Consider the following 24,954-nt stretch of genomic DNA (forward strand, 5'->3'; position numbering starts at 1 on the left):
TCTTGTCAGCGCGTTCTCGTCAGCACGTCCTCGTCAGCACGTCCTCGCTAGCGCGTCACCGCTCCAGCCACTTCACCTCGTACCCCTGCATGTCGAACCGCTTGCCGTCGACCTTCGCGCTGATCGGGCGGTTCAGGGTGTTCACGACGAGGACCGCCTTGTCGTCGGCGAGGACGCGGACGTTGGGGACGTCGTCGGCGGCGACGGACACGCTCTTGTACTTCGTGCCCGGGCCGAACTCCTCGTTGAACCGGGAGACCAGGCCGTACATCGGCAGCGGTCCCCCGCCGGAGGAGCTGTCCGTGGGCCGCCACAGGCAGCCGGCGCACGAGTCGCCCTTCTCGTCCTCCGGGTTCCAGTAGAACCCGGACGTCGTGCCGCCCTTGGCCAGGGCGATCATTCCGGCGGCCTGCACGGCGACGCGGTGCGGCTCGCTCCAGCCGTCGCGCTCGTCCCTGCTGTCGGCGGGTTCCACGTAGTACTCGGCCCACCACAGCGGCAGATCGCCGGTCTGGTCCTCGATCCACTTGCTGACGGCCGTGAACTTGTCGGTGGCCGCGAACTCGTTCGGCAGCATCTCGTCGTCGTTCGTGTAGCTCGACCCGTCGACGACGACGAAGTCCGCGCCCACCTTGTTCTTGTTCCAGTAGTCGAAGGCGTCGACGATCCGCTGGTCCATCCGGCCCCAGGGCCCCTTGACGACGTCCGACGCCCCGTCGGTCTGTTTCGGGTCGAGGCTGTCCATCACCAGGTAGGGGCCGCCGACCAGGATGTCCTTGTCGACCTTCTTCAGCGCCTTGTAGACGCGGTTGTACAGCTGGGTGTAGCCCTCGTAGTCCCAGCGGGCCTTGCCGTCGTTCCAGAAGCCCTTGAACTCGTTCCACACGATGAAGTGCCGGACGTACGGGTAGCGCTTGGCGACCGTCGCGGCCAGGTTCGCGTAGTCCTGGTAGTGGTCGGGGTCGGGGGCCTTCTCCAGGTTCTGCTGACTCCAGTCGGTGTTGTCGACGCCGGGCTTGCCGCCCTTCATCCAGTCGGGCGCGCAGCACAGCGTGATCACGGGGGTGCCGCCCGACTTGCGGATGAAGTCGATGCGGCGGTCCATCGCGTCGAAGTCGTAACGCCCCTTCACCGGCTCGGGGTTGTCCGCGCCCCAGCCCATGATCGCCTGATTCTGCGGCATCGGGGCCCCGCCGAGCAGTTTCTCCGCGCGCACGACGGCCGGGTCCGAGCCCTCGTCCGCCGAGTGCTGGGTGTGGGTGAAGCCCCAGCCGACGTCGGGACCCTGCTGTTCGGGAGGGTCTGCGGGGGTGCCATGGACCTTGTCGCCGTCCGGCGACGTGCCCGCGTCGATGTTCTTGTTGTCAGGAAGCGTGCTGATCACGGTCAGCACCAGGGCCAAAGCGGCCACACCCACGCCGAGCAGGGCGATGAGCCGCCATCGCCGTGCCCCCGAATTCCACCCATGACGTCCCATCAAGGGCAAGACTAACCAGGGCAGTTGGCGGAGGAACAGACTCCGTTGCCACAGCCTCGTAACGACGTGCGGGTCAGAATGCACGGCGTGCTACGTGGGTGACGCGCTGCGGAAATCCCGTGCGGGCGGCCCTTGTGTGCCGGATCATGGCGGCATGTCTGCGAACCCTTTCGACGCGCTGCCGGTACGGCTGGGTGTCGACGACAGCGACTCGCCCTCCGATGTCGTCGACGCGCTCTTCCTCGGCCGCTTCGCCACGGGCGAGCAGCCGCACTCGCACGCGGTCAACATCGACCGGGTCAGGTCAGGTGCCACGCTGCTGCCGCCGGACGCCCGTATCCTGCGCTCCGCCCGCGACGACGACCGCAGCGCGACCCTCGCCGAGGGCGACGGCTGGACGCTGCTGATCTCCCGCTGGAACCGGGGCGCCGACGTCACGGTCACGGCGACCACCGCCGAGCTGGCGGCGAAGGTCCTCGGCCAGGCCACGGACGGCGCGGCCGACGAGCCGGAACCGCAGCCGGAGAACGTGACGATGGGCTTCTGGTACGTCTCACCGCGCCGCGGCCCGCACCGCACGACCCGGCAGATCTCGGCCGGTACCTGGGACGAGGTGCGGTCCAACTACACGGAGCCGGTGGCCGCGGCGATGGACCGGCTGATGAAGACGCGGCCCGAGGACATCGCGGGCCGGCTGCTGCTGCTCCACGGCCCGCCCGGCACGGGCAAGACGTCGGCGCTGCGCACGCTGGCCCGCTCCTGGCGGGACTGGTGCCAGGTGGACTGTGTGCTCGACCCGGAGCGGCTCTTCTCCGACGTCGGCTATCTGATGGACATCGCGATCGGCGAGGACGACGGCACGGCGAAGGGCCGCTGGCGGCTGCTGCTCCTGGAGGACTGCGACGAGCTGATCCGCGGCGAGGCCAAGCACACCGCGGGGCAGGCCCTGTCCCGGCTGCTCAATCTGACGGACGGGCTGCTCGGACAGGGCAGGAACGTTCTGGTGGGCGTGACCACCAACGAGGATCTGGAGCGGCTGCACCCCGCGGTGGTGCGGCCCGGCCGCTGTCTGGCCCGGATCGAGGTGGGTCAGCTGACCCGGCGCGAGGCCGTGGACTGGCTGGGCACCGAGGAGGGCGTGGGCCGCGACGGCGCGACCCTCGCCGAGCTGTTCGCGCTGCGCCGCGGGGTGTCGCCGACGGCGGTGCCCGATCAGCGGGACGGGGCCGACGCGGGCCTGTACCTCTAGGGCCCGCTGGGGCGTGTGCCTCCTGGCACCTGTATCTCCCGCCGTGCATACGGGCGATTAGGCTGCCGGGCATGGACACGACCGGCAGCCTTCCCGCATCCCATCGGGCCGTCCTGCGCGGCGCCGCGGATCTCGAGCCGGGCTTCGCGTGCGCCGCGCACGGCATCCTGGCCGACCTGGTCGCCGGGGGCGCCGCGCTCGGCTGGACCGAGCCGCCCTCCGCCGACGAGGTCACGGCGCTCGTCGGGCAGGTCGCGGCGGCGGTGCGGGCCGGCGACGGGGCGCTGCGCGCCGCGTATCGCGACGGCCGGCTCGTCGGGTTCGGGTACTGGCTGCGCTACGCGCGGCCCACGCACCGACCGCACGCCGATCTGGAGAAGCTCGCGGTGGCCGCCGACGCGCACGGCCACGGGGTCGGCAGAGCGCTGACCGGCGCGCTGATCGCCGACGCCCGGGCGGCGGGCATCGAGGTGCTGACCCTGGACGCCCGCGGCGACAACGCGAACGCGCTGCACCTGTACCGCTCCCTCGGCTTCACCGAGTACGGCCGGCTGCCCGGCTTCGTGGCGGTCGGCGAGAAGCGCTACGACAAGGTCTTCTGCATGCTGGACCTGCGCGGGCCCGGCCGGCGGCCCTGACCGGCCGGCGTCACGGGTACACGGCCCGCAGCGCGTCCCGCGCCGCCGCGAGTGCCTGGTCCTGGGTGAGCCCGAGGCGGCGCACCCGCTCGGCGAACGCCTGCGCCGCGGCCGACGCCTCCCGTGCGGCGGCGTCCCCCGCGGCTGCGATGAACGTGCCGTTGCGCCCCCGCGTCTCGATCACCCCGTCCGCCTCCAGGGCCCGGTACGCCTTGGCCACCGTGTTCGCGGCGAGGCCGAGCTCCTCGGCGAGGCCGCGCACGGTGGGCAGCTTGTAGCCGACGGGGAGCGTGCCGCCGCGGGCGAGCTCGGAGATCTGGGCCCGCACCTGCTCGTAGGGGGCCGCGCTGTCATCGATCCGGATCTTCAGAGTCACGGGCCGATTGTCCCGCAGCACCGGAAATTGGGAGGCACCCGGGCACGGTCGGCGCGTAGCGTGCGGCCCCATGACTGTGATCGTCCGCGCCCTGCGCGCCGGTAGAGCCGCCGAGACCGAGGGCTTCGTACGGGTCCGCCGTGCCTGTGTGCCCGCGATGCTCGCCACCCCCGCCTCCATCGCCCACGACGTGACGCAGGCCCATCCCGACGCGCACTACCAGCAGCTCATCGCCGTCACCGACGACGACACGGTGATCGGTACCGCGCAGGTCGGCATCGCGTACGACAGCCCGCAGCCGGGGCAGGGCTACGCGAACGTGTATGTGCACCCCGACCACCAGGGCCGAGGCGCCGGCACCCGGCTGCTGCGCACCGCCGAGGAGTATCTGGCCGGGCACGGCGCGCGCGAGGTGTACTCCTGGGCGCTGGACGACCCCCGCAATCTCGCCTGGGCCGCGGCCCGCGGCTACCGCGCAAGCCGCAGCGCCCACTTCCTCCGCCTCGACCTGACGGCCGACGCGCTCCCGGAGCGGCAACTGCCGCCGCCCGGCGTCGAGTTGCGCACGGCGGCCGACTTCGCCGACGACCCGCGCCCGATGTTCGAGCTGGACGCCGAGACGGTACAGGACGAGCCGAGCGACATCCCGACCGAGTTCGACGACTACGAGCAGTGGCTGGCGGACACCTGGGAGCATCCGCTGCTCGACCGCGAGCTGACGACGGTGGCGCTGGTGGACGGCCGTCCCGCCGCGTTCTCGGTGGCCCGGGTCGACGGCGAAGGCCGCTACTCGACGGGCATGACCGGCACGGCCCGCGCCTTCCGCGGGCGGGGCCTGGCCAAGCTCGCCAAGAACGACTCGCTGCACCGGGCCCGCGCGGCCGGGATCACGGTGGCGTACACCGGCAACGACGCGGGCAACGAGCCGATGCTCGCGATCAACAAGTGGTTCGGCTATGTCATCGACTCGACGGAGGTACGTCATGTCCGAACCCTCGAAGCCTGACCCGGTGCGGGTGCGGCTCGTCAAGGCGGGCCGCACGAAGATCAGTTACCCGGCGGACCTGCTCGCCGACGACGGGACGCGCGTCACCGTGCGGGCCGCCTGGGCGGGCGACGGGGTGCGCGACTTCGGGTTCGTCCGCTTCGAGCCCGGTGACGTGTTCACCGAGCACTACTGGCGCGACCGCTGGTACGCGGTCAAGGAGGTGCGCTCGGGGGACGGCACGGTGAAGGGCTGGTACTGCGACGTCACGCGGCCCGTGACGCTCGACGGCGCCGACATCGTCTGCGAGGACCTGGACCTGGATCTGTGGGTGTCGGCGGACGGCACGCAGGTGCTGCGGCTCGACGAGGACGAGTACGCCGAGAGCGGGCTCGCCGAGCGGGACCCGGCCGCCGCGCGAGCGGCGGCCGAGGCCCTGGACGCCCTTGAGCTCCTGGCCCGCAACGGGGAGTTGACGGGCCTGCTCGGTCTCAGTCGGTGAGGACGGGGTGCGCGACCACGGCGTACCGATGGTCGCGCACCGTCTTGCCCCACAGCCGCGCGTCCCCCGACAGGTCCTCGTACCGCAGGTCGGCGGCGAGGGGCCGCACCATCTCCCGCAGCCGCTCCGCCGGTATGCCGACCGGGCTCGTCTCGCCCCACACCCCCTCGACGAGCACGAGCCGGCCGCCGGGCCTCAACAGCCCGGCCCAGCGGCGCAGTACGGCCTCGGGGTCCGGCAGCGTCCACAGCACGTGCCGGCACAGCACCACGTCGTACGTCGCCGTGGGCACCGGCGGCTCGGCCGCGTCCCCGGTGCGGAACTCGGCTTCGTGGCCCGCCAGCTTGCGCCGGGCCAGCTCCAGCATGGCCGGGGACAGGTCCACGCCCGTGATCCGGTGGCCGCGCTCGGCCGCGAGGAGGGAGAGGCTGCCGGTGCCGCAGCCCAGGTCGAGCAGGTGGCCGGGCCGGTCGGGCAGCCAGGCGGTGAGGCGCTCGGCCCAGGCGGCGCGGATTCCGGGGTCGCGCAGTCCGTGGTCGGGCTCCTCGTCGAACGAGGCCGCCTCCACGTCCCAGTCGACGGGCTTCTGTTCAAGGTCTGTGCTCTTCGTCATTTCGCCATAGTGACAAGCACCACTGACAATTGCGCTTCGACAGGTGACCCTCCGGGAACAGGTCTACAACGGCCCCACATCGGAGCCGGTGTGGGGACAGGAGGCACCATGCGCCGAGTGACCATGCACAAGCCGGTCAGGTCGAGCAGTGTGACCCGCCGACAGCAGGACGAGGCAGCCGCGGAGCAGCGCCGGGAGCGCCCCGAGGTACGCCGGGACGTGCGCAAGACGTGGTGGCCGGACGAGTAGGCCGGCCGGGGCGGTGAGACGCCCGCTCGGGGACGGACCCCGACCGGGCCGGTGACGGTGCCCTTCGACGTGCCTCCGCGGGCAGCCTTGCACCGGGCCCGATGGTCGGCCCCGGGTATGCGAAGACGTTTCACGAGCGGTGTGGCCGCGGTGCTCGCCGCGGTGACGGCCGACCGCCGGATGGTGGTGTTCGGCTCCACGGGCTGCACCAACCCGAAGAAGCGGGACCTGGACGCGTTCCGGGTGCTGCGCGGCACGGACGCGGGGAGGGCGTACCAGCGGCACTTCACCCTCGACGATCTCGGCCGAGGGCGGCGGTCCGGGCACAGCCTGAGGACAGCCTGAGCCCGGCCTTAAGAGGGCCATAAAGATCGACTCGGGGCCCCCGAACGGTCCGGACGCGGCGGCGTGGCGGGCTAACTTCCTTGCCACACCCCCACGTTCGACATCCCGAGGAGTCCCCATGCCCGCACGCCGCCGCCGGCTGACCGCACTCGCCACCGTCGCTTCGGGCACCACCGCCCTGGCCGCCCTGGCCGCCGCTCCCGCGGCCGCGCACGGCACACTCGGCGACCCCGTCAGCCGGGTCGCCGCCTGCTACGCGCAGGGCCCCGAGAACCCGACGTCCGCGGCGTGCAGGGCGGCGGTCGCGGCGGGCGGCACCCAGGCCCTGTACGACTGGAACGGCATCCGGATCGGGGACGCGAACGGGCAGCACCAGGCGCGGATCCCGGACGGCAAGCTCTGTTCGGCGAACGCCGAGGAGTTCAAGGGCCTGGACCTGGCGCGGGACGACTGGCCCGCGACGAAGGTGTCGGCGGGCTCGTACACCTTCACGTACAAGGTGACCGCCCAGCACAAGGGCACCTTCAACCTCTACATGACGAAGCAGGGGTACGACCCGTCGAAGCCGCTGGCCTGGGCCGACCTGGACCTGGAGCACCCGGTCGCGACGAAGACGGACCCGGTGGCCGAGGGCGGCTCCTACACGTTCTCCGGCTCGCTGCCCGAGCGCACCGGTCGTCAGCTGATCTACGGCATCTGGCAGCGCTCGGACAGCCCGGAGGCGTTCTACTCCTGCTCGGACGTGACGTACGGGGGCGACTCCGCGGCGTCGGCGTCGGCAGCGGCGGCGCCCACGGCCTCCGCCCCGTCCGACGAACAGATCGCGAAGGACGCCGACAAGTCGACGGTGGACCACAGCGGGATGGACATGGGCAGTGCCGACCCGGCCTCCCCCACGGCCCAGGACATCACCAACTCACTGGGCACGCAGGGCAGTTCGGATCGCCTGGCCGAGACGGGAGGCGACTCGTCCACCGCGTACCTCGCGATCGGCGGGGCGGCCGCCCTGGCGATCGGCGCGGCGGGTCTGTTCGCCTCGGTGCGCCGCCGCGCGGTGGGGAACGGCGGCGCAGGCCGGCACAGCCGCTAGTTGAAGCAGTCGGTCCGCGTGGCGTGCGCCGGATCGAGGGCGTTGGCGACCTCGTGGTACGCCACGAGGTCGACCGTCCCTATGGTGACGTGCTCGGAGAGGTCGACCGGGCACAGATCCTGCAGCACCACGTTGCGCACGTCGGGCCCGTCGAGGAACTGGGTCCGGTACGGGGTGACGACCTCGTCGTACTTCGTGGCGATGACGGTGTAGTGGACGCCGGGCACGGTGTCGCCGCCGGCGTTGAGCTTGGTGATGAACGCCGAGCCCGCCACCTGGTCGGCGAGGGCCGGGGTGGCGAGGGTGAGCAGGTCACCGGCGCCCGGGAAGTACGGCAGGAGTTTCGTCAGCCCCGAGAGCGTGGTGCCGTGGTTGTCGGGCGCGATGCCGACGAGCGCGTTCACCTCGGCGGCGCCGCCGAGGAACTTGAGGTAGTAGCGGGGCATCATGCCGCCCTGCGAGTGCCCGACGAGGTCGACCTTGGCGGCGCCGGTGGCGCCGCGCACCTTGTCCACGAAGGCGTCGAGCTGTTCGGCGGACTTCTCGATGGGCCCGAGGCCGTTGAAGAGCGGGACCCCCGGCAGCTGCCCGTAGTCGAGCGAGAAGACGCAGTAGCCGCGCTTGACCAGGTAGGGCGCGAGGACCAGCCAGTTGTCGACGGAGTTGCCGAACGTGCCGTGGACCAGGACGACGGGGCGCGGATGCGCGGCGGACGGCTTGCAGGACCAGTCGTTCCAGCCGGCGCTCGCCGTGGTGGCGGCCCGGGCGGGGGCCGCGGTGGCCGTGGTGGTGACGGTGGTGGCGGCGAAGAGCGCGGCGGCGACGGCCAGCGCACGCGCCCCTCTCGACCGGGATCTGTTTCTGGGCAGCATCGTGGATCTCCTTGCGGCTCAAGGGAGTTGCAGGAGGTACGAGATCTCGCTGTGCCCACGTCAAGTTACGCGTGAGTAGTACCGGCGTGAAGTTACGCGTCGGTAAAAAAATCCGGAGCGGGTTGCGCCGGTCGAGGCTGACGGGATGTCACCACGTCGGCCTGATGGGCCCATCGGGGGACACGGCCGCCAACTTCTGTGCCAGCGACCGCACTTCATCCTCACCGAGCTCCGCCACCCAGGGCCGTACCGCGTCCGCCGCGGCCTCCTCGGCGGCCCGGGTGCAGGCCCAGCCCCGCTCGGTGAGCACCAGGAGCCTGGCCCGCGCGTCATGCGGGTGCGGCTGCCGCTCCACGTACCCCTTGCGCACCATCTCGTCGACGAGCTGACCGGCGGCCTGCTTGGTCACTCCGAGATGAGCGGCGAGCTCGCTGGCCGTGGCGCCCCCGAACGACAGCCGCGCGAACGCGAAGCCGTGCACGGGCCGCAGCCCCTCGAAGCCCCTGGCCACGACGCCTTCGTGCAGACGTTGCGTCAGCCCGCTCGCGGCTGCGAGCAGGGCGGCGGTCAGGGCGAGGGCTTCGGATTTCTGCACACGTGCATTGAAACACCCTTGACGAGATGGTCAAGCAGCCTGACTATATAGACAAGCAGCTTGACCAAATCTCTTGAGAAGCCCGAGGAGAAGGAATGCCCGTAGTCCACGCGTCCGAGGCCGTCGTCCACGAAATGCACGGCGTCCGCTTCGTCTCGTACGCCACGCCCCGCACCGGCAGCGAACAGCTGGCGGCCTGGCGGGGCGAGATCCCGGCCGGCACCAAGGCACCGGCCCACACGGTGACCCACGAGGAGATCCTGCATCTGCTCACGGGCTCGCTCCGGCTGACCCTGGACGGCGAGACCCACACGCTCACGGCCGGCGACACGGCGATCGTGAACGCGGGCACGACGCTCGCGGTGGAGAACCCCGCCGACACGACGGCCACGATGTGGGTGACGACGTCGGTGGGCCTGGAGGCGGAACTGGCGGACGGGACCCGGGTCACGCCGCCGTGGGCGCGCTAGGGCGCGCATCGGAAGTCCCTCCCCCAGCCTCCGGCCGGGGAACCCCCTGAGAGCACGCACCGGGCGCCGGGCGGACGGGCGGTTCGCGGTCTACGCCGCCAGGGCCGCCGGCACGATCGCGCCGGGGCCGAACTTCGCACGGGCCCGGTCCGCCACCGCCTCCAGGGCGCGGACGCGTTCGTCCGCCGGGTCGAAGGTCAGCTGGTGGGTGGCGCGCTCCGCCGGGCCGAGGTCCTCCGCGCGCAGGGCGAGGCCGCGGACCCGGGCCCGTTGCAGCCCGAGCGCCTCGTACATCCGGTACGCGGCCGAGGTGAGCGCCGCGGAGTGCGCGGTCGGCTCGGCGAGCCGGCGGGTGCGGACGGTCGTGGTGCGGTCGGCGTAGCGGACGGTGAGGGTCAGGGCGCGGCAGATCTGCCCCTCGTCGCGCATCCGGGCGCCCAGCTCGTCGGCGGCGGCGAGCAGCGCGCGGCGGTGCCGGTACGGGTCCAACTCATCGCGCGCGAAGGTGCGTTCGGCCGCGAGGGAGCGGGCGGCGGCGTTCGGCACGACCCGGGTGCGGTCGATGCCGCGCGCCTTCTCGTGGAGCTCGCGGCCGGTGCGGGCCGTGGTGAGCCGCTGGAGCGTGGAGAGCGGGGCGGCGGCCACCCGGTCGACGGTGTCGAGCCCGTACTCGCACAGGGTGCGGGCGGTCGCCGCGCCCACGCCGGGCAGTGCGGCGACCGGCTGTCCGGCGAGGAAGGCCGCGAGGTCGGTGACGATCCGGGTGGTGCCGGGTCCGGCCTCGCGGGCCGCCATCCGCGCGGCCATCGGTCCCGGGCCCGCGCCGATGACGCACTCGACCCCGTACAGGGCGACGGCCCGTACCCGGATGACGGAGGCGATCTGCCGGGTGTCCCAGCCGAAGTACCGGGTGGCGCCGCGCAGTTCGACCAGCGCGGTGTCGGGCGGCAGCGCCTCGACGGCCGGGCTGAACTCACCGAGCAGCTCCAGGAGCCGGGGCAGCTCGGCCTCCTTCTCCGGCGACAGCCGAAAACGTACGCACAGCACATCAGTCACTGATTCCACCTCGCCTCACCCCGCGCTTCCCGGACTCCGGTGCCAGAACGTGCGTCCGCCGGGCGGTCCCGGCGGACCCGAGGAGCCCGCGGGGCGCAGATCCGCCCACGGGTTCATCTCGTAGCCGGTGGACATGCGGATCCGGCGGCCGTCGTCCGTGCTCCCGCCCGCGCCCTCACCCTCTCCTTCAGGGGGTTCCGCCATCAGCCGGGCCACCTCGTCGAGCCCCTTCTCCCGGTACACCTCCACCAGCTCGGCCATGTTCCAGGCCCGCCCGCCCACCACGCTCAGGCTGCGCGGTCCGCGTCGCTGCACCTCTCCCCGTACGAGCAGCAGCCACGAGTGGAAGACGGTGTGCGCGCACGCGGCGTGCGCCTCGTCGAAGAACGCGAGGTCCACCAGGCCCGTGCCGTCGTCGAGGGTCGTGAAGACGACCCGTTTCCCGGAACGGATCGGCGGCGTCTGGGTGGCCGCCTTCGCCCCGGCCACCAGCACGGTCCGCCCGTGCTCGGCCTCCCGGAGGCGGCGCGCCGACACCACTCCCAACTCCCGCAGGAATTCGGCGTGGTCGCCCATGAGATGGCGCGAGGCGTCCATGCCGAGAACGCCGAGCTCGGCGCTGAGCCGTTCGGCTTCGCCGAGGTCGGGCAGCCCCGCCGACGCGGTGCGCCGCCCGCCGGTCAGCGGCAGCTGGCCGCCGCCCGAGCCTCTCCCCGAGCGCTGAAGCTCCGTCAGATGCAGTTGCAGATCACGCCGGTTGGCGCCGAACGCGTCGAGCGCGCCGACCTGGGCGAGCCGGGTCGCGAGCGGACGGCTCGGCCGGGCCCGTTCCCAGAAGTCGAGCAGGGAGGCGTACGGCTGCCCCTTCTCGATCCGCGCGGCCTCCGCCTCGCTGATCCCGTAGACGTCGGAGAGCGCGAGCCGCACACCCCACTTCTCCGGCGCCGGATCGGACACCAGTTCGATACGGTGGGCGACCGCGGACCGGTTCACGTCCAACGGCAGCACCGGCACCCCGCGCCGCCGCGCGTCCGCGAGCAGCAGCCGCTTCGGGTACATGCCGGGGTCGTGCGTGAGCAGTCCCGCGTAGAACGCCGCCGGGTGGTGGGCCTTGAGCCACGCCGACTGATAGGTGGGCACGGCGAAGGCCACGGCGTGCGCCTTGCAGAACCCGTAACTGCCGAACGCCTCGACGATCCCCCAGGTGCGGGCGATGGTGTCGGCGTCGTAGCCGCGCGAGGCCGCGTGCTGCGCGAACCAGAACCGGATCCGGCCCTGCGACTCGGGGTCGGAGAGCCCTCTGCGCACCCGGTCGGCCTCGTCGCGACCGCAGCCCGTCATGATGTCGACGATCTTGATGATCTGCTCGTGGAAGACGACGACGCCGTACGTCTCCTCCAGCGCCTGCGCGAGGTCGGGGTGCGGGTAGCGGATCGGCGCCCGCCCGTGCCGCGCCTCGATGAACGGGCGCACCATGTCGGCGGCGACCGGTCCCGGCCGGAACAGGGAGATGTCCACGACGAGATCGTGGAAGGTGGCCGGCTGCAGCCGTCCGACCAGGTCCCGCTGGCCCGGCGACTCGATCTGGAAGCAGCCCAGCGTCTCGGCGGACTTGATGAGTCGATACGTCCTCGGGTCGCCCTGCGGCACCTGCGCCGGGTCGTCCAGGTCGAGCCGCTCCCCCGTCGCCCGCTCGATCTCGCCCACCGCGTGCGCCATCGCCGACTGCATCCGCACGCCGAGCACGTCGAGCTTGAGCAGCCCGAGGTCCTCCACGTCCTCCTTGTCGAACTGGGACATGGGGAAGCCCTCGCCGCTGGTCGGCACGACAGGGGTGCGCCCGAGGAGGGACGCGTCCGAGAGCAGCACGCCGCACGGGTGCATGGCGACGCCGCGCGGCAGCGCGTCGATCGCCTCGACCAGCTCCCACATGCGCTTGCGGTCGCCGAACTCGCCCGCGATCTCCTTGAGTTCGGGCAGTTCCGCCATGGCCGAGCGGGCGTCGCGGGCCCGGACGTGCGGGAACGCCTTGGCGATCCGGTCGATGTCGGCGGGGTCCATGGACAGGGCCGCGCCCACGTCACGGATCGCGTGCCGCACCCGGTACGTCTCCGGCATGGCGACGGTCGCCACGCGCTCGGCGCCGAAGCGGTCGAGGATCGCCCGGTAGACCTCCAGGCGGCGCGCGGACTCCACGTCGATGTCGATGTCGGGCAGCACGGAGCGGCGCTTGGACAGGAACCGCTCCATGAGCAGGCCGTGCTCGACGGGGTCGGCGTTCGCGATGCCCAGCAGGTGGTTGACGAGCGATCCGGCGCCCGAGCCGCGGGCGGCGACCCGGATCCCCATCCCCTTCACGTCGTCGACGACCTGGGCGACCGTCAGGAAGTAGGAGGCGAAGTCGTAGTGGGCGATGATGTCCAGCTCGCGGTGCATCCGCTCCCAGTACTCCCGCTTGCCCGCGTGCCCGAGGCGGACCATGCCGGCGGTGGCGCGCGAGGCGAGGACGCGCTGCGCGGTGCGTCGCCCGGCGCCCACGAGCCGCGCCTCGGGGAAGCGGACGGAGCCGAGGCCGAGATCGTCCTCGGGGTCGACCAGGCACGCGGCGGCGGTCGCCTGAGTCTGCTCGATCAGCCGGTACGCGGTGTCGCGGTGGAACCCCGCGGCCTCCACCACCCGCTCGGCCTCGCGCAGCATGGCGTCGGCGTCCTTCAGCCAGCGCTCCCCGCCGTCCAGCTCCTTGGTCGGGTCGACGGGCACGAGCCGGCGTGCGGCGTCCAGGACGTCGGCGACGGGGCCCGCGCCCTGATCCGCGTACCGGACGTCGTTGCTGAGGACGGGCCGTACGCCCTGCTCGGCGGCGAAGCCGACGGTGCGCGCGGCGAGCCGCAGCGATCCGGGCCCGGTGCCCTTCCTGCCGTGGTGCACGGCTTCGAGGCGCAGGTCGTCGCCGTACACCTCGCGCCAGGGCACGAGCAGCCCGGCGGCCTTGTCGGGGCGTCCGGCGGCGAGCGCGCGCCCGACGTCCGATGCGGGTCCGAGCAGCACGGTCAGGCCCGCGCCGTGGTTCTCCTCCCACGGCAGCCGGACGTCCTGCGCGCCGCCCGCGTGCGCGGCGGTGATCATGCGGCACAGCTCGGCCCAGCCGCGGGCGCCGTCCCGGGCGAGAAAGGTGACTCTGGGTGTCGACTCGTCGATGAAGGCACCGCCGCGCACGGGCGGCCGGCGCCGGTCGCCCCGTACGGGCGTGCCGACCGCCAGCTCGGTCCCGAACAGCGGCCGCACCCCGTGCTTCGCGCACGCCTTGGCGAACCGCACCGCCCCCGCGATCGTGTCCCGGTCGGTGAGGGCGAGGGCGTCCATGCCCCGCTCGGCGGCGCGCTCGGCCAGCCGCTCCGGGTGGGTGGCGCCGTAGCGCACGGAGAACCCGGACACGGTGTGCAGATGCGTGAAGCCCGGCACACGCACCTCCAGCACACCTCGAACCAATCGGATCTCACCTCCCCCACCTCCACCATAGACCAAGTTTCGAACGACTGTGCGATATCGAATGCGGACACCCATTCGGGCCACCCCACCTGCACGAACAGGGGCCTCGCCGGACCGTGGGGGCATGAGATTCGCCGATGGGTTCACCCGTGAGTTCAAGGACGCCGTCACCCCCCGGGCCGCGCTGCTCGTCATCGGCGTCCTCGCCCTGCAGCTGCTGTTCATCGCCTCGTACGTGGGAGCGCTGCACAATCCGAAGCCCAAGGACGTGCCCTTCGGAGTCGTCGGACCGACGGCCGCCGTCGCGCAGCAGACCGAGCAGCAGCTGACGAAGCTGCCGGGCTCACCGCTGGACCCGCGCGTGGTCGCCGACGAGGCGGCGGCGAAGCGGCAGATCATGAACCGGGACATCGACGGCGCCCTGGTCCTGAACCCGCGGGGCACCACGGACACCCTGCTCGTCGCGTCCGGCGGCGGCACCGTCCTCGCGTCCGCCCTGCAGACCCTGGCCACCGAGGTCGACGGCCTCCAGCAGCGCACGGTGAAGACGGTCGACGTGGCACCGGCGTCCGGTCAGGACTTCGACGGGCTCTCGGCGTTCTACCTCGTCGTCGGCTGGTGCGTCGGCGGCTATCTGTGCGCGTCGATCATGTCGATCAGCGCCGGTTCCAAGCCCGCCAGCCCGCAGCGCGCGCTGATCAGGCTCGGCGCGATGGCGCTGGTCGCGATCGCGGGCGGCATCGGCGGCTCGCTCATCATCGGCGACTCGATCCTGGGCGCGCTGCCCGGCTCCTTCTGGGGCCTCGCAGGGCTCGGCGCGCTGATCACCTTCGCGGTCGGCGCGATCACCCTGGCCCTGGAGGAGCTCACCGGCATCGTCGGCATCGGCCTGGCCGTGCTCATCATCGTCGTCGCGGGCAACCCGAGCGCGGGCGGCGCCTTCCCGCTGCCGATGCTGCCGCCGTTCTGGAAGGCGATCGGCCCCTGGCTGCCGCCGGGCGCAGGCACCTGGGCGGCCCGCTCCATCGCCTACTTCCAGGGCAACGACATCACCCGGTCCCTGCTGGTCCTGGCGGCGTGGGCGGTGGTCGGGGTGGCGGTGACGCTGCTCGTGTCGAGCATGCGCGAGAAGAAGCGGAAGCACGGAGCGCACCGGGCCTCGCAGGGCGGCTCGCACGTCGGGGCCGCCTCGTGAACTTCCCGCACCGCTCGGGCCCTGCCGCCCAGGCCGTCTCCGTCAAGCGCATGGAGCCCACGGCCCAGGCCCAGCTCGGGCCACTGGGCCTCACCGGCTTCATCGTCGTCACGATGATCGCCACCGGTATCGACGCGGGCGTCTTCCCCGAGCGGCTGGCGGCGGCCGACGTGCCCACGGTCGGCTTCTTCATCGGCGGCCTCGCCCAGCTGCTCGCCGGTCTCTTCCAAGCCCAGCGCGGTGACACCTGGCACGCCACGGTGTTCGGCGGCTTCGGGCTGTTCTGGATGGCCAAGGCGCTGATGCTGCAGTGGATCGTGCCCGGCCTCGACCCGTCGCTGCGGGGCGACGCGATGGGCCTGTTCACGCTGCCCTGGGTGTTCGTGGTCTTCGTCCTGTGGCTGGCGAGCTGGCGGATCCATCTGGTGCTGCTGCTCACCTTCAGCTGCGTCCTCGTCGTCTTCGTCGCGATGACCTGCAACGGGTTCACGGGCCTGGTCGGCTGGAACCGGGTCGCGGGCTGGTTCGGCCTCGGCGCGACGGCCGGCGCCCTGTATCTGCTCGCCGGTCAGGTGATGGCGTCGACCTGGGGCCGCGCGGTCCTGCCGATGGGCCGCTTCCTCGCCCCGCCGGAGCCCTCCGAGACGTGATCACCACCCTCGCCGTCGAGAACTACCGCTCCCTGCGCCGCCTGATCGTCCCCCTCGGCCGGCTGAACGTGATCACCGGCGCGAACGGCACCGGCAAGTCCAGCCTCTACCGCTCCCTGCGGCTGCTCGCCGCGTCGGCCCGCGGCGGCGCCGTCGCCGCGCTCGCGCAGGAGGGCGGTCTGCCGTCGGTGCTGTGGGCGGGCGACCGCGACGCGGGGCCGGTCGGTCTCAGACTGGGCTTCGCGGGCGACGAGTTCGGGTACGCGGTCGACTTCGGCCTTCCCCCGTACGATCCGGGCTCGCCCTCGATGTTCCAGCTCGACCCCGAGATCAAGCGCGAGTCCACCTGGGCGGGCCCCGTCCTGCGGCCCGCCGCCCTGCTCTGCGACCGGGCGGGCCCCGCCGTGCGCACCCGCACCGCCGACGGCGGCTGGCACCGCAGCCGGAACATCAAGCCGTACGACAGCATGCTCAGCGAGTTCGCCGACCCCCAACTGGCCCCGGATCTGCTGCGGTTGCGCGATCTGATCCGCTCCTGGCGGTTCTACGACCATGTACGCACCGACGCCGAGGCGCCCGCCCGCGCCGCCCGCATCGGCACCCGTACACCCGTGCTCGCCCCCGACGGCGCCGACCTGGCCGCCGCCCTCCAGACGATCCGGGAGACCGGTGACGACGAGGCGCTCGACACGGCCGTCGCGGACGCGTTCCCCGGCAGCCGGGTCCGGATCGTCGACAGCGGCGGCCGGTTCGAACTCCAGCTGACGCAGCGCGGGCTGAAGCGGCCACTCGGCCCCGCCGAGCTCTCCGACGGCACCCTGCGCTATCTGCTGTGGACGGCCGCGCTGCTCACCCCGCGCCCGCCGTCCCTGATGGTCCTCAACGAGCCCGAGACCAGCCTGCACCCCGAACTCCTCGCCCCGCTCGCCCACTTGATCCTCGCCGCGACCAGGGACTCCCAGGTCGTCGTGGTCACCCACGCCCGCCCGCTCGCGGAGGTCCTGGCACACGAGGCGCCCCGCCACCGCGTCGACCTCAACTCCGTCGAACTGCTCAAGGAGTCGGGGCGGACGACGGTGGCGGGGCGCGGGGGCCTGCTCGACGAGCCGCTCTGGTACTGGCCCGAGCGGTGACTACGCCGCGGGCTGCCCGTAGTACGCCTGGCGCATCAGCCGCTTCATGTCGTCGATCATCGGCATCCGCGGGTTGGCGGGCGCGCACTGGTCGGCGTAGGCGTTCATGGCCTGCTGCGGCAGGGCCTCCAGGAAGGCGGCCTCGTCGACGCCCTCCTCCTTGAAGGAGGCCGGGATGCCGCAGCGCTCACGCAGCTCCTCGACGGCCCTGGCGTACGACTCCACGCCCTCTTCCGGGGTCGCGGCCGGCAGGCCCAGCATCTTCGCGATCTCCTGGAGCCGCTCGGGCGCCCGGTAGGTCTCGGCCTTCGGCCACGGGGTCGCCTTGTACGAGACGGTGCCGTTGTGCCGGATGACGTGCGGCAGGAGCAGCGCGTTGGTGCGGCCGTGGGCGACGTGGAAGGTGTTGCCCAGGGTGTGCGCCATCGCGTGGACCAGGCCGAGGAAGGCGTTGGCGAAGGCCATGCCCGCGATCGTGGAGGCGTTGTGCATCTTCTCGCGCGCCTCGGGGGCCTTCGCGCCGTCCTTCACGCAGGCTTCCAGGTTCTCGAAGATGAGCTTGATGGCCTGGAGGCACTGACCGTCGGTGAAGTCGTTCGCGTAGACCGAGACGTACGCCTCGGTGGCGTGGGTCAGCGCGTCGAAGCCGGAGTCGGCGGTGACCGTCGGCGGCAGGTTCATCGGCAGCATCGGGTCGATGATCGCCACGTTCGGGGTGAGCGCGTAGTCCGCGAGGGGGTACTTCTGGGCCGCCGCCGGGTCCGAGATCACCGCGAAGGGGGTGACCTCCGAGCCCGTACCGGATGTCGTCGGGATGGCGACGAGCTTCGCCTTCTCGCCCAGCTGCGGGAACGTGTAGGCCCGCTTGCGGATGTCGAAGAACTTCTCCTTGGTGTCCGCGAACTCGATCTCGGGGTGCTCGTACATCAGCCACATGATCTTCGCGGCGTCCATCGGCGAGCCGCCGCCGAGCGCGACGATCGTGTCGGGCCCGAAGTCCCGCATCGCCGCCGCGCCCGCCTGCACGGTGGCCAGCTCCGGGTTCGGCTCGACGTTGTCGATGACCTGCACCGTGACCGGCTGCGGACGGGAGCCCAGGATGTCGGTGACCTTCTGCACGAAGCCGATGGCGCCCATCGTCTTGTCGGTCACGAGCGTGACCCGGCTGACGCCGTCCATCTCGCCGAGGTACTTGACGGCGTTGCGCTCGAAGTAGATCTTCGGCGGGATCTTGTACCACTGCATGTTGGTGTTGCGCCGCCCGATCCGCTTGATGTTGACGAGGTTGACGGCCGAGACGTTGTTGGAGACCGAGTTGTGGCCGTACGAGCCGCAGCCCAGGGTCAGCGACGGGAGGAAGGCGTTGTAGACGTCGCCGATGCCGCCGAAGGTGGAGGGCGAGTTGACGATGACGCGGATCGCCTTGACCCGGCGGCCGAACTCCTCGGCGAGCTCCTCGCTCTCGGTGTGGATGGCGGCGGAGTGCCCGAGACCGTTGAACTCGACCATTTCCGCGGCCAGTCGGAGCCCGTGCTCGGTGTCGCGGGCCTTCAGGGCGGCCAGGATCGGGGAGAGCTTCTCGCGGGTGAGGGGCTCGCCGGGGCCGACCTCGGCGCACTCGGCGACGAGGATCGAGGTGTCGTCGGGCACCTCGAAACCGGCCTGCTCGGCGATCCAGACCGGCGACCTGCCGACGACGGCGGCGTTCAGCTTGGCGCCCGCGCAGTCCGTGCCGTAGGCGGTCGTCCCGAAGACGAACTCCTCCAGCTTGGTCTTCTCGGCGGCGGTCAGGACGTGGGCGTGCAGCCGCTTCAGCTCGGCGATGCCGTCCTCGTAGATCTCCTGGTCGAAGATGACGGCCTGCTCGGAGGCGCAGATCATGCCGTTGTCGAAGGCCTTGGACAACACGATGTCGTGGACGGCGCGGCCCAGCTTGGCGTCCTTCGCCACGTACGCGGGGACGTTCCCGGCGCCGACGCCGAGGGCCGGCTTGCCGCACGAGTAGGCGGCCTTGACCATGGCGTTGCCGCCGGTGGCGAGGATGGTGGAGACGCCCTCGTGGTTCATGAGGAACCCGGTGGCCTCCATGGAGGGCTCCTCGATCCACTGCACGCAGTGCTCGGGGGCTCCGGCCTCGATCGCGGCGTCGCGCACGATCCGGGCGGCCTCGGCCGAGCACTTCTGGGCGCTGGGGTGGAAGGCGAAGACGATCGGGTTACGGGTCTTCAGCGCGATCAGCGCCTTGAAGATCGTGGTGGAGGTGGGGTTGGTGACGGGGGTCATCGCGCAGACGACGCCGACCGGTTCGGCGATCTCGGTGATGCCGTTGATCTCGTCGCGGGAGACGACGCCCGCGGTCTTCAGGCCGCGCATCGAGTTCACGACGTGCTCGCAGGCGAAGAGGTTCTTGACCGCCTTGTCCTCGAACAGACCGCGCCCGGTCTCCTCGACGGCGGCCTTCGCCAGATCACCGTGGTGGCTGAGCGCCGCGAGGGACGCCTTCTTGACGATGTGGTCGACCTGCTCCTGGTCGTACGTCTCGAACTGTGCGAGCGCCTCCAGCGCCCCGGCGACCAGTTCGTCCACCATGCCCTTGGCTTCCACGGCAGGCTCCTCTTTTCACGCCCTTTTCGCTGATGCCTCAATTCCACACCTTTACGCCCCGCCCCGGGGGCGGTGAACGGCCCCAGCCGATGGGCCGAAGGTCCCTGCGAGTCGCGGAGACACCCGCACAAACCACCCCTCACCTGCGTGAACGTCAAAGGTCCTTGGACCCTTGCGCGCTTGTGAAAGTTTTCACAAGAATTTCGCGAAAAGGTCCCGCCCCCGCTTTCCGGGGGCGGGACATAAACGTGCGGGTCAGCCGATTTCCGCGCCGAACGTCGAGAGCGCCTCCGTCACCGGCTGGAAGAACGTCTCACCGCCCGAGGTGCAGTCGCCGCTGCCGCCGGAGGTGAGGCCGATCGCCTTGTCCCCGGAGAAGAGCGAGCCGCCGCTGTCGCCCGGCTCGGCGCAGACGTCGGTCTGGATGAGACCGTTGACGATGTCGCCGTTGCCGTAGTTCACGGTGGCGTCGAGGCCGGTCACCGTGCCGTCGTGGACCTGGGTGGTGGAGCCGGAGCGGGTGACCTGCATGCCGACGGTCGCGTCGGCGGCCCCGGTGATCTGCTGCGCGGAGCCGTTGTAGAGGTTCACCTCGCTGGGGTGGGAGACGTCCGCGGTGTACTTCACGAGCCCGAAGTCGTTGTCCGGGAAGCTGGACTGCTCGTTGGTGCCGATCACCTGGCCGCTGGAGTCGGACCAGGTGGAGATCGCCTCGGTGCAGTGGCCCGCGGTGATGAAGTACGGCTGGCCGTCCTTGACCACGTTGAAGCCGAGGGAGCAGCGGCCGCCGCTGCCGGTGATGGCGTCACCGCCCGCGATGAAGGGCTTGAACTCACCCTGGCTGCGCCGGAGTTCGGCCTTGGCGCCGAGCCCGTCGACGACCTTGTTCAGCTGCTGCCAGTCGGCGCCCTTGACCGTGCGGTCGGCGGTGACGACGACCTTGTTGGTGGCGGGGTCGGTGGCCCAGGACGTGCCGGGGATCGTCGCGTCGTCCTTCAGGGTGGTGCGGGCGCTCTTCAGCGCGGCCAGCGAGTTCTGGACGACTCTGGCCTTCGCGCCGGCCGCCTCGACGGCCTGCGCGGCGTCCTCGCTCAGCACGTTGACGACGAGGTGCTTCGCCTTGGCGTCGTAGTAACTGCCGGCCGCGTCCGCGCCGAGGTCCTTGTGCAGGGCCGAGGCGAGATTTCCGGCCTTGGCGACGGAGAGGTTCTTCAGCGCCACGTCCGGTGTGTCGGTGCTGGCGTTCGCAGTCTGGAAGGTGATGCCCGCGGCGACCAGAGCGGCGATTCCCGCTCCGGCCAGCGCGGCACGGCGCTTGGGTATGCGTCGGTGCTTCAACTCACGTCCTCCTGTGGGGGGTCGGGAACCGGACGTCGTGGGGGACGTATCGGCTCCTTGAGGGTGACGGGCCCACTATCCCGACGGTCACAGGGGGCACACAAGGTCGACTTCAGGACGCGCGTACGGTAACTCCTGTGCGCCCTTCACCACTTGAGCGCCTCCGTCGGCTCCCACGTCGATCCCCTTTGCAAACACCGTCTGCATACGGTTTTCGGCGGAGGGTAAGGCCTAGTCCTGTCTCAATAACGCCCCTCAGAGGGTGGGGTGGTCCCGGACCCGGTCCTGGAGTTCTCGATGGCGGGACCGATGGGCGGAACCGATGGGCGGAGCCGGACACCCGCAGGACCCCCGCCACGGTGGCCCGGTCCAGGAATCTGCGCAGCCGCAGCGGGGTCCCTGACCGGGCGCGCGAGCAGACGACGACCGTGCGCGAGCAGACGACGGCCGCCAGGTGACGGCTGCCTGGACCGGTCCGGTCCAGGCCGATCCCCTCGCCGAGGCAGACGCCGACCACCGGAGCGGCGAACCGCCCCTGCCGCGGCGTCGGAGGTCAGCGCGAAGGTGACACCGGCCGTGACGCCGAAGAGCAGCCCGGCGGACAGGGACCACAGCGTGTCGGCCCGGAGGAGGTCGCCGGGCCGGGCCAGGCGCGACGGCGGTCCGGAGGCGGTGCGGCACAGGCCCATGCCGAGCCCCGCGACCGCGCCGTACCCGACGGTCGGGGCAAGCCGCCCCGTGAGCCCGGCGGCCGGTCCGCCCGGGACGGCGAGCCGACCGGCCGGCTCATGGTCCGCGCACGGCTGTCCCGCAGCGGTGGGTCGGGGCACGGGATCGGAGGCGGTCACGGCAGAGACGGAAGAGGGTGACTCCCTTCTCTCACCATGGGCCGAACGGTCCAACTCCGGTGCGCACGGAGCGCATTGCCCGTCAGCCTCCACCGGCCGGCGACCGGCCTAGGCGCCCTCCGCCGTGCTCTCCTCACCCTCCCGAGCCGGGGTCCGCGGCTCGGGTTCCGGTTCCGGGGTGCGCTTCGACAGCTCCGTCAGCTGGTGGACGGCGGACCGGGCCGCGGGGGCCGCGTCACCGGGTGTGGCCCGCTCCAGGAACCGGAGCAGTTCCACCGGGAACGGCAGCACGAGCGTCGAGTTCTTCTCGGCGGCCACGGCCACCACGGTCTGCAGCAGGCGGAGTTGGAGCGCGGCCGGGGTGTCCTCCATCTGCTGGGCGGCCTCGGCCAGCTTGCGGGAGGCCTGGAGTTCGGCGTCCGCGTTGATGACCCGGGCGCGGCGCTCCCGGTCCGCCTCGGCCTGCCGGGCCATCGACCGCTTCATGGTCTCGGGCAGCGACACGTCCTTGATCTCGACCCGGTCGATCTGCACGCCCCAGCCGATGGCCGGGCTGTCGATCATCAGCTCCAGGCCCTGGTTGAGCTTCTCGCGGTTGGAGAGCAGATCGTCGAGGTCGCTCTTGCCGATGATGGAGCGCAGCGAGGTCTGTGCCATCTGCGAGACCGCGAACCGGTAGTCCTCGACCTGCACCACGGCGTCGGACGCGTCGACCACCTTGAAGTAGACGACGGCGTCGACCCGCACCGTGACGTTGTCCCGCGTGATGCCCTCCTGCGCGGGCACCGGCATCGTCACGATCTGCATGTTGACCTTACGGAGCTTGTCCACGAACGGCACGATCATCGTGAACCCGGGCCCGCGCACCGACGACGTCAGCTTCCCGAGCCGGAACACCACCCCGCGCTCGTACTGTTTGACGACGCGGGCCGCCGCCATCCCGTAGACCGCTCCGGCGCAGACGACGGTGACTCCCGCCGCCACCAGTTCCTCGACCATCTCACGGCCCCCCAGGGTCCGAAGCGGGCGCAACAGGCGCGCGGTTCAAGCGCGTACTTCGACCGTAACTCTGTAAGGGGCACAAAGGGAGAGCCCCCGCCCGGTGCGATACCGGACAGGGGCTCCCGCTGCTGGCTGCGGTTCAGGACGTACAGGGAACGGTACGGTGCCGAGCTCAGTACACGTGCACGCCGTACTTGCTGAGCGCCTCGGTCACCGGCTGGAAGAACGTGGTGCCGCCGGAGGTGCAGTTGCCGCTGCCGCCCGAGGTGAGACCGTAGGCCACGCCGCCGGTCGAGTACAGCGAACCGCCGGAGTCGCCGCCCTCGGCGCAGACCGTGGTCTGGATCAGGCCGGAGACGATGTCACCGCCGCCGTAGTTGACGGTGGCGTTCAGCGCCGTGACCTTGCCGCTGTGGATGCCGGTGGTGGAGCCGTCACGGTAGACGGTGGCGCCCACGCTGGGCGTGCCCGAGCTCGTGATGTCCGTGTTTCCCGCGGTGCCGGACTTCGTGATCGAGCTGTTGGTGTACTTCACCAGGGCGTAGTCGTTGCCCGGGAAGCTGTACCCCACGTTCGTGCCGAGCGTGGTGGTGTGCCCGGAGTTGGAGTACCAGGTGGAGGCGACCTCACCGCAGTGGCCCGCGGTCAGGAAGTAGTAATTGCCGCTGCTGTCCTGGACGTTGAAGCCGAGGGAGCAACGGTACTGGCCGCCGTAGATGGCGTCGCCGCCGGCGATCAGCTTCTTGAAGGTGCCGGCCGTGCGCTCGATCCGCAACGCTCCCGCGTCGGCACCGGCCTCTTGCTTGATCTGGTTGATCTCCGTCTGCGAGACCGTGCTGTCGACGGTGACGAGCACCTTGCCGGTCTTCGCGTCGACGGCCCAGGCGGTACCGCCGATGTCGGCGGACTTCACCGCGGCGCCGGCCCGGGTGAGCTGTGTCGCGCTGAAGGTCTGGGACTCCGCGGCGTGCGCGGAGGGAACGGTGAACGCTGCCGCGGCGAGCAGTCCGGAGCCCGCGGCGATCAGCCCGGTCCGTCTCGCTATGCCACTGCGGGGGGTGGTGCGCTTGATCCTCACTGGTCGTTCCTCCCGAGGGAAGTCGGGGGCCCGCGTGGGGTCGGGGCCCGTGAGGCGCGGTCAGGCACGGCGGCGGTCCGGATTCCGGACACGCCGTGACCCTGACAAGCGCTGTTCGGGAGTATTCGTGTCCTCAACTGTCCGGCACAAGAGCGCCTTTCGGACTTCCGCCAGATCTCCGCACACACGACGGATTGCCCCGACGGCTTCACTCGTACGTCGCGTACGCCGCCGCCGGGGCTGGGCTTCCTCCGTCAGACGGTCGGGGCGGCCGTCAGGTTCCGCTCCCCCGCCGCGATGTCCACGGGGAGGGTGTTGCCCGGGGGCGGGAAGGGGCAGACGAAGTGATCCGCGAAGGCGCACGGCGGCAGCGTCGCCCGGTTGAGGTCGACCGTCGTCCGGCCGTCGGCGTCGGGCGCGGCCGCGTACAGGAACCGGAACCGGTAACTGCCGTGCCCGCTGGTGGCGTCGGCGAAGACGGCCCACAGCCGGCCGTCGCCCTGCCGCGCGACCTGCAGGGTGTGCCGCTGCCCGGCGAGCGTGAAGGCGAGCTCGCCCGCGAGGCCGAGCGCGCGGTGCCGGCCGTCGGCGTTCTCGACGCGGACGGCCGTGGGCCCGTCCTCGTACGGGGTGAAGCGGCCGTCGGCCGACCAGCGCGGGTCGTACGGTGTGGCGTCGATGCCGCCGGACTCCAGGAAGGCCGTGCGGGCGGGCGCGGCCGGGTCGAAGTCCCGTACGCCCCACAGGCCTTCGCGGACGATGACGACGAGCCGGCGCTCGCCGAGCGGCACGGTGGCGTCGGCCCCGTACCGGGTCCGTACCCCGTCCACGGTCCGTACGACGGCGTCCCCGTCGACCCGCCACTGCCCCGGGATGGCCGGAAGTCGGCCGTCCGGATGGTCGTCGAGCCAGTGGGTGCCGGTGAGCGAGAGGGGCCCGTACGGCGCGGAGACGGACGCCGTCCGCTCCTCGTGCCACTGCTTCCAGGCGTCGGTCGCGGTACCGGTGTCGATGGCGTCGGTCATGCGGTGAGGGTCCTTTCGGAGGTGCGCGGTCCCAGGTGGGAGCGCAGGGTGGAGCCGTCGTATTCCATGCGGAGG

At 71.6% G+C, this 24,954-nt stretch carries 23 protein-coding genes; 11 read left to right on the forward strand and 12 right to left on the reverse strand.

What is annotated here, in order from left to right:
• Positions 1-55: 55 nt before the first annotated feature.
• Positions 56-1,477 (reverse strand): xylan 1,4-beta-xylosidase, encoded by a 1,422-nt coding sequence (locus tag J3486_RS11840; protein ID WP_207820173.1) that lies wholly within the window; start codon positions 1,475-1,477, stop codon positions 56-58.
• Between the two features lie 154 nt (positions 1,478-1,631).
• On the opposite strand from J3486_RS11840, the gene J3486_RS11845 reads away from it, so the two are divergent.
• Positions 1,632-2,726 (forward strand): DUF5925 domain-containing protein, encoded by a 1,095-nt coding sequence (locus J3486_RS11845; RefSeq protein ID WP_207820174.1) that lies wholly within the window; start codon positions 1,632-1,634, stop codon positions 2,724-2,726.
• A 71-nt stretch (positions 2,727-2,797) separates the two neighbouring features.
• Positions 2,798-3,364, forward strand: a complete 567-nt coding sequence (locus tag J3486_RS11850; RefSeq protein ID WP_207820175.1) for a GNAT family N-acetyltransferase — start codon at positions 2,798-2,800, stop codon at positions 3,362-3,364.
• Positions 3,365-3,374: 10 nt separating this feature from the next.
• On the opposite strand, the gene J3486_RS11855 is transcribed toward J3486_RS11850, so the two are convergent.
• Positions 3,375-3,740: a GntR family transcriptional regulator gene (locus J3486_RS11855; protein ID WP_207820176.1), complete on the reverse strand. Its 366-nt coding sequence runs from the start codon at positions 3,738-3,740 to the stop codon at positions 3,375-3,377.
• Positions 3,741-3,810: 70 nt separating this feature from the next.
• On the opposite strand from J3486_RS11855, the gene J3486_RS11860 reads away from it, so the two are divergent.
• Positions 3,811-4,746: a GNAT family N-acetyltransferase gene (locus tag J3486_RS11860; RefSeq protein ID WP_207820177.1), complete on the forward strand. Its 936-nt coding sequence runs from the start codon at positions 3,811-3,813 to the stop codon at positions 4,744-4,746.
• Positions 4,724-5,227: a DUF402 domain-containing protein gene (locus J3486_RS11865; protein ID WP_207820178.1), complete on the forward strand. Its 504-nt coding sequence runs from the start codon at positions 4,724-4,726 to the stop codon at positions 5,225-5,227. Before J3486_RS11860 ends, J3486_RS11865 begins: the two co-directional genes overlap by 23 nt.
• Here the strand turns inward: J3486_RS11865 and J3486_RS11870 are convergent.
• Positions 5,217-5,840, reverse strand: a complete 624-nt coding sequence (locus J3486_RS11870; protein WP_207820179.1) for a bifunctional 2-polyprenyl-6-hydroxyphenol methylase/3-demethylubiquinol 3-O-methyltransferase UbiG — start codon at positions 5,838-5,840, stop codon at positions 5,217-5,219. The genes J3486_RS11865 and J3486_RS11870 overlap by 11 nt on opposite strands.
• Positions 5,841-5,948: 108 nt before the next feature.
• Here J3486_RS11870 and J3486_RS11875 point away from each other — a divergent pair, with 108 nt between their 5' ends.
• The 3 genes from J3486_RS11875 to J3486_RS11885 all read left to right on the forward strand — a co-directional run bounded on the left by J3486_RS11875 (position 5,949) and on the right by J3486_RS11885 (position 7,524).
• Positions 5,949-6,089 carry a hypothetical protein gene (locus J3486_RS11875; protein ID WP_207820180.1) on the forward strand — a complete coding sequence of 47 codons (141 nt, stop codon included), beginning with the start codon at positions 5,949-5,951 and terminating at the stop codon, positions 6,087-6,089.
• 117 nt (positions 6,090-6,206) lie between these two features.
• A complete protein-coding gene (locus J3486_RS11880) occupies positions 6,207-6,434 on the forward strand; it encodes a hypothetical protein (protein ID WP_207820181.1) in 228 nt (75 codons plus the stop codon).
• A gap of 118 nt (positions 6,435-6,552) precedes the next feature.
• A complete protein-coding gene (locus J3486_RS11885) occupies positions 6,553-7,524 on the forward strand; it encodes a lytic polysaccharide monooxygenase (protein ID WP_207820182.1) in 972 nt (323 codons plus the stop codon).
• On the opposite strand, the gene J3486_RS11890 is transcribed toward J3486_RS11885, so the two are convergent.
• Complete coding sequence (locus tag J3486_RS11890) at positions 7,521-8,396, reverse strand: triacylglycerol lipase (protein ID WP_207820183.1); 876 nt, start codon at positions 8,394-8,396, stop codon at positions 7,521-7,523. The genes J3486_RS11885 and J3486_RS11890 overlap by 4 nt on opposite strands.
• A gap of 148 nt (positions 8,397-8,544) precedes the next feature.
• Positions 8,545-8,991, reverse strand: a complete 447-nt coding sequence (locus tag J3486_RS11895; protein WP_207820184.1) for a MarR family winged helix-turn-helix transcriptional regulator — start codon at positions 8,989-8,991, stop codon at positions 8,545-8,547.
• Positions 8,992-9,086: 95 nt separating this feature from the next.
• Between J3486_RS11895 and J3486_RS11900 the strand changes: the two genes are divergently transcribed.
• A complete protein-coding gene (locus J3486_RS11900) occupies positions 9,087-9,461 on the forward strand; it encodes a cupin domain-containing protein (RefSeq protein WP_207820185.1) in 375 nt (124 codons plus the stop codon).
• Positions 9,462-9,551: 90 nt separating this feature from the next.
• Here the strand turns inward: J3486_RS11900 and J3486_RS11905 are convergent, their stop codons facing one another.
• Both J3486_RS11905 and J3486_RS11910 read right to left on the reverse strand, forming a co-directional pair.
• Complete coding sequence (locus J3486_RS11905; protein ID WP_207820297.1) at positions 9,552-10,508, reverse strand: hypothetical protein; 957 nt, start codon at positions 10,506-10,508, stop codon at positions 9,552-9,554.
• A 24-nt stretch (positions 10,509-10,532) separates the two neighbouring features.
• Positions 10,533-13,979 carry a DNA polymerase III subunit alpha gene (locus J3486_RS11910; RefSeq protein WP_207820296.1) on the reverse strand — a complete coding sequence of 1,149 codons (3,447 nt, stop codon included), beginning with the start codon at positions 13,977-13,979 and terminating at the stop codon, positions 10,533-10,535.
• Between the two features lie 151 nt (positions 13,980-14,130).
• Here J3486_RS11910 and J3486_RS11915 point away from each other — a divergent pair, with 151 nt between their 5' ends.
• Genes J3486_RS11915 through J3486_RS11925 form a run of 3 tightly spaced genes read left to right on the forward strand, consistent with a single transcriptional unit; the run spans position 14,131 to position 16,984 of the window.
• On the forward strand, positions 14,131-15,201 hold the full coding sequence (locus tag J3486_RS11915) for a DUF3533 domain-containing protein (protein WP_207820186.1): 1,071 nt from the start codon (positions 14,131-14,133) through the stop codon (positions 15,199-15,201).
• Positions 15,198-15,851, forward strand: coding sequence for an acetate uptake transporter (locus J3486_RS11920; RefSeq protein ID WP_207820187.1), 654 nt, complete (start codon positions 15,198-15,200; stop codon positions 15,849-15,851). Before J3486_RS11915 ends, J3486_RS11920 begins: the two co-directional genes overlap by 4 nt.
• Positions 15,848-16,984, forward strand: a complete 1,137-nt coding sequence (locus tag J3486_RS11925) for an AAA family ATPase (RefSeq protein ID WP_207820188.1) — start codon at positions 15,848-15,850, stop codon at positions 16,982-16,984. Before J3486_RS11920 ends, J3486_RS11925 begins: the two co-directional genes overlap by 4 nt.
• Here the strand turns inward: J3486_RS11925 and adhE are convergent, their stop codons facing one another.
• The 5 genes from adhE to J3486_RS11950 all read right to left on the reverse strand — a co-directional run bounded on the left by adhE (position 16,985) and on the right by J3486_RS11950 (position 24,879).
• Positions 16,985-19,573 carry a bifunctional acetaldehyde-CoA/alcohol dehydrogenase gene (gene adhE, locus J3486_RS11930; RefSeq protein ID WP_207820298.1) on the reverse strand — a complete coding sequence of 863 codons (2,589 nt, stop codon included), beginning with the start codon at positions 19,571-19,573 and terminating at the stop codon, positions 16,985-16,987.
• Between the two features lie 270 nt (positions 19,574-19,843).
• Complete coding sequence (locus J3486_RS11935; RefSeq protein ID WP_207820189.1) at positions 19,844-20,926, reverse strand: S1 family peptidase; 1,083 nt, start codon at positions 20,924-20,926, stop codon at positions 19,844-19,846.
• A 956-nt stretch (positions 20,927-21,882) separates the two neighbouring features.
• Positions 21,883-22,773, reverse strand: a complete 891-nt coding sequence (locus tag J3486_RS11940) for a slipin family protein (RefSeq protein WP_229377840.1) — start codon at positions 22,771-22,773, stop codon at positions 21,883-21,885.
• A gap of 175 nt (positions 22,774-22,948) precedes the next feature.
• Positions 22,949-23,854, reverse strand: coding sequence for a S1 family peptidase (locus J3486_RS11945; protein ID WP_207820190.1), 906 nt, complete (start codon positions 23,852-23,854; stop codon positions 22,949-22,951).
• 254 nt (positions 23,855-24,108) lie between these two features.
• The gene (locus J3486_RS11950) at positions 24,109-24,879 is read right to left on the reverse strand and encodes a DUF1684 domain-containing protein (protein WP_207820191.1); all 771 of its coding nucleotides are present in this window, start codon (positions 24,877-24,879) and stop codon (positions 24,109-24,111) included.
• Between the last annotated feature and the right edge of the window lie 75 nt (positions 24,880-24,954).

The organism is Streptomyces sp. VRA16 Mangrove soil (assembly GCF_017377775.1).
In the GTDB taxonomy this organism is placed as follows: Bacteria; Actinomycetota; Actinomycetes; order Streptomycetales; family Streptomycetaceae; genus Streptomyces.

Bases quoted from the DNA above. Each gene is read 5' to 3' on its own strand.
- J3486_RS11900 (WP_207820185.1), top strand. From the start codon at position 9,087: ATGCCCGTAGTCCACGCGTCCGAGGCCGTCGTCCACGAAATGCACGGC.
- J3486_RS11845 (WP_207820174.1), top strand. From the start codon at position 1,632: ATGTCTGCGAACCCTTTCGACGCGCTGCCGGTACGGCTGGGTGTCGAC.
- J3486_RS11875 (WP_207820180.1), top strand. From the start codon at position 5,949: ATGCGCCGAGTGACCATGCACAAGCCGGTCAGGTCGAGCAGTGTGACC.
- J3486_RS11940 (WP_229377840.1), bottom strand. From the start codon at position 22,773: ATGGTCGAGGAACTGGTGGCGGCGGGAGTCACCGTCGTCTGCGCCGGA.
- J3486_RS11865 (WP_207820178.1), top strand. From the start codon at position 4,724: ATGTCCGAACCCTCGAAGCCTGACCCGGTGCGGGTGCGGCTCGTCAAG.
- J3486_RS11880 (WP_207820181.1), top strand. From the start codon at position 6,207: ATGCGAAGACGTTTCACGAGCGGTGTGGCCGCGGTGCTCGCCGCGGTG.
- J3486_RS11885 (WP_207820182.1), top strand. From the start codon at position 6,553: ATGCCCGCACGCCGCCGCCGGCTGACCGCACTCGCCACCGTCGCTTCG.
- J3486_RS11840 (WP_207820173.1), bottom strand. From the start codon at position 1,477: ATGGGACGTCATGGGTGGAATTCGGGGGCACGGCGATGGCGGCTCATC.
- J3486_RS11860 (WP_207820177.1), top strand. From the start codon at position 3,811: ATGACTGTGATCGTCCGCGCCCTGCGCGCCGGTAGAGCCGCCGAGACC.
- J3486_RS11870 (WP_207820179.1), bottom strand. From the start codon at position 5,840: ATGACGAAGAGCACAGACCTTGAACAGAAGCCCGTCGACTGGGACGTG.
- J3486_RS11950 (WP_207820191.1), bottom strand. From the start codon at position 24,879: ATGACCGACGCCATCGACACCGGTACCGCGACCGACGCCTGGAAGCAG.
- J3486_RS11890 (WP_207820183.1), bottom strand. From the start codon at position 8,396: ATGCTGCCCAGAAACAGATCCCGGTCGAGAGGGGCGCGTGCGCTGGCC.
- J3486_RS11850 (WP_207820175.1), top strand. From the start codon at position 2,798: ATGGACACGACCGGCAGCCTTCCCGCATCCCATCGGGCCGTCCTGCGC.
- J3486_RS11915 (WP_207820186.1), top strand. From the start codon at position 14,131: ATGAGATTCGCCGATGGGTTCACCCGTGAGTTCAAGGACGCCGTCACC.
- adhE (WP_207820298.1), bottom strand. From the start codon at position 19,573: ATGGTGGACGAACTGGTCGCCGGGGCGCTGGAGGCGCTCGCACAGTTC.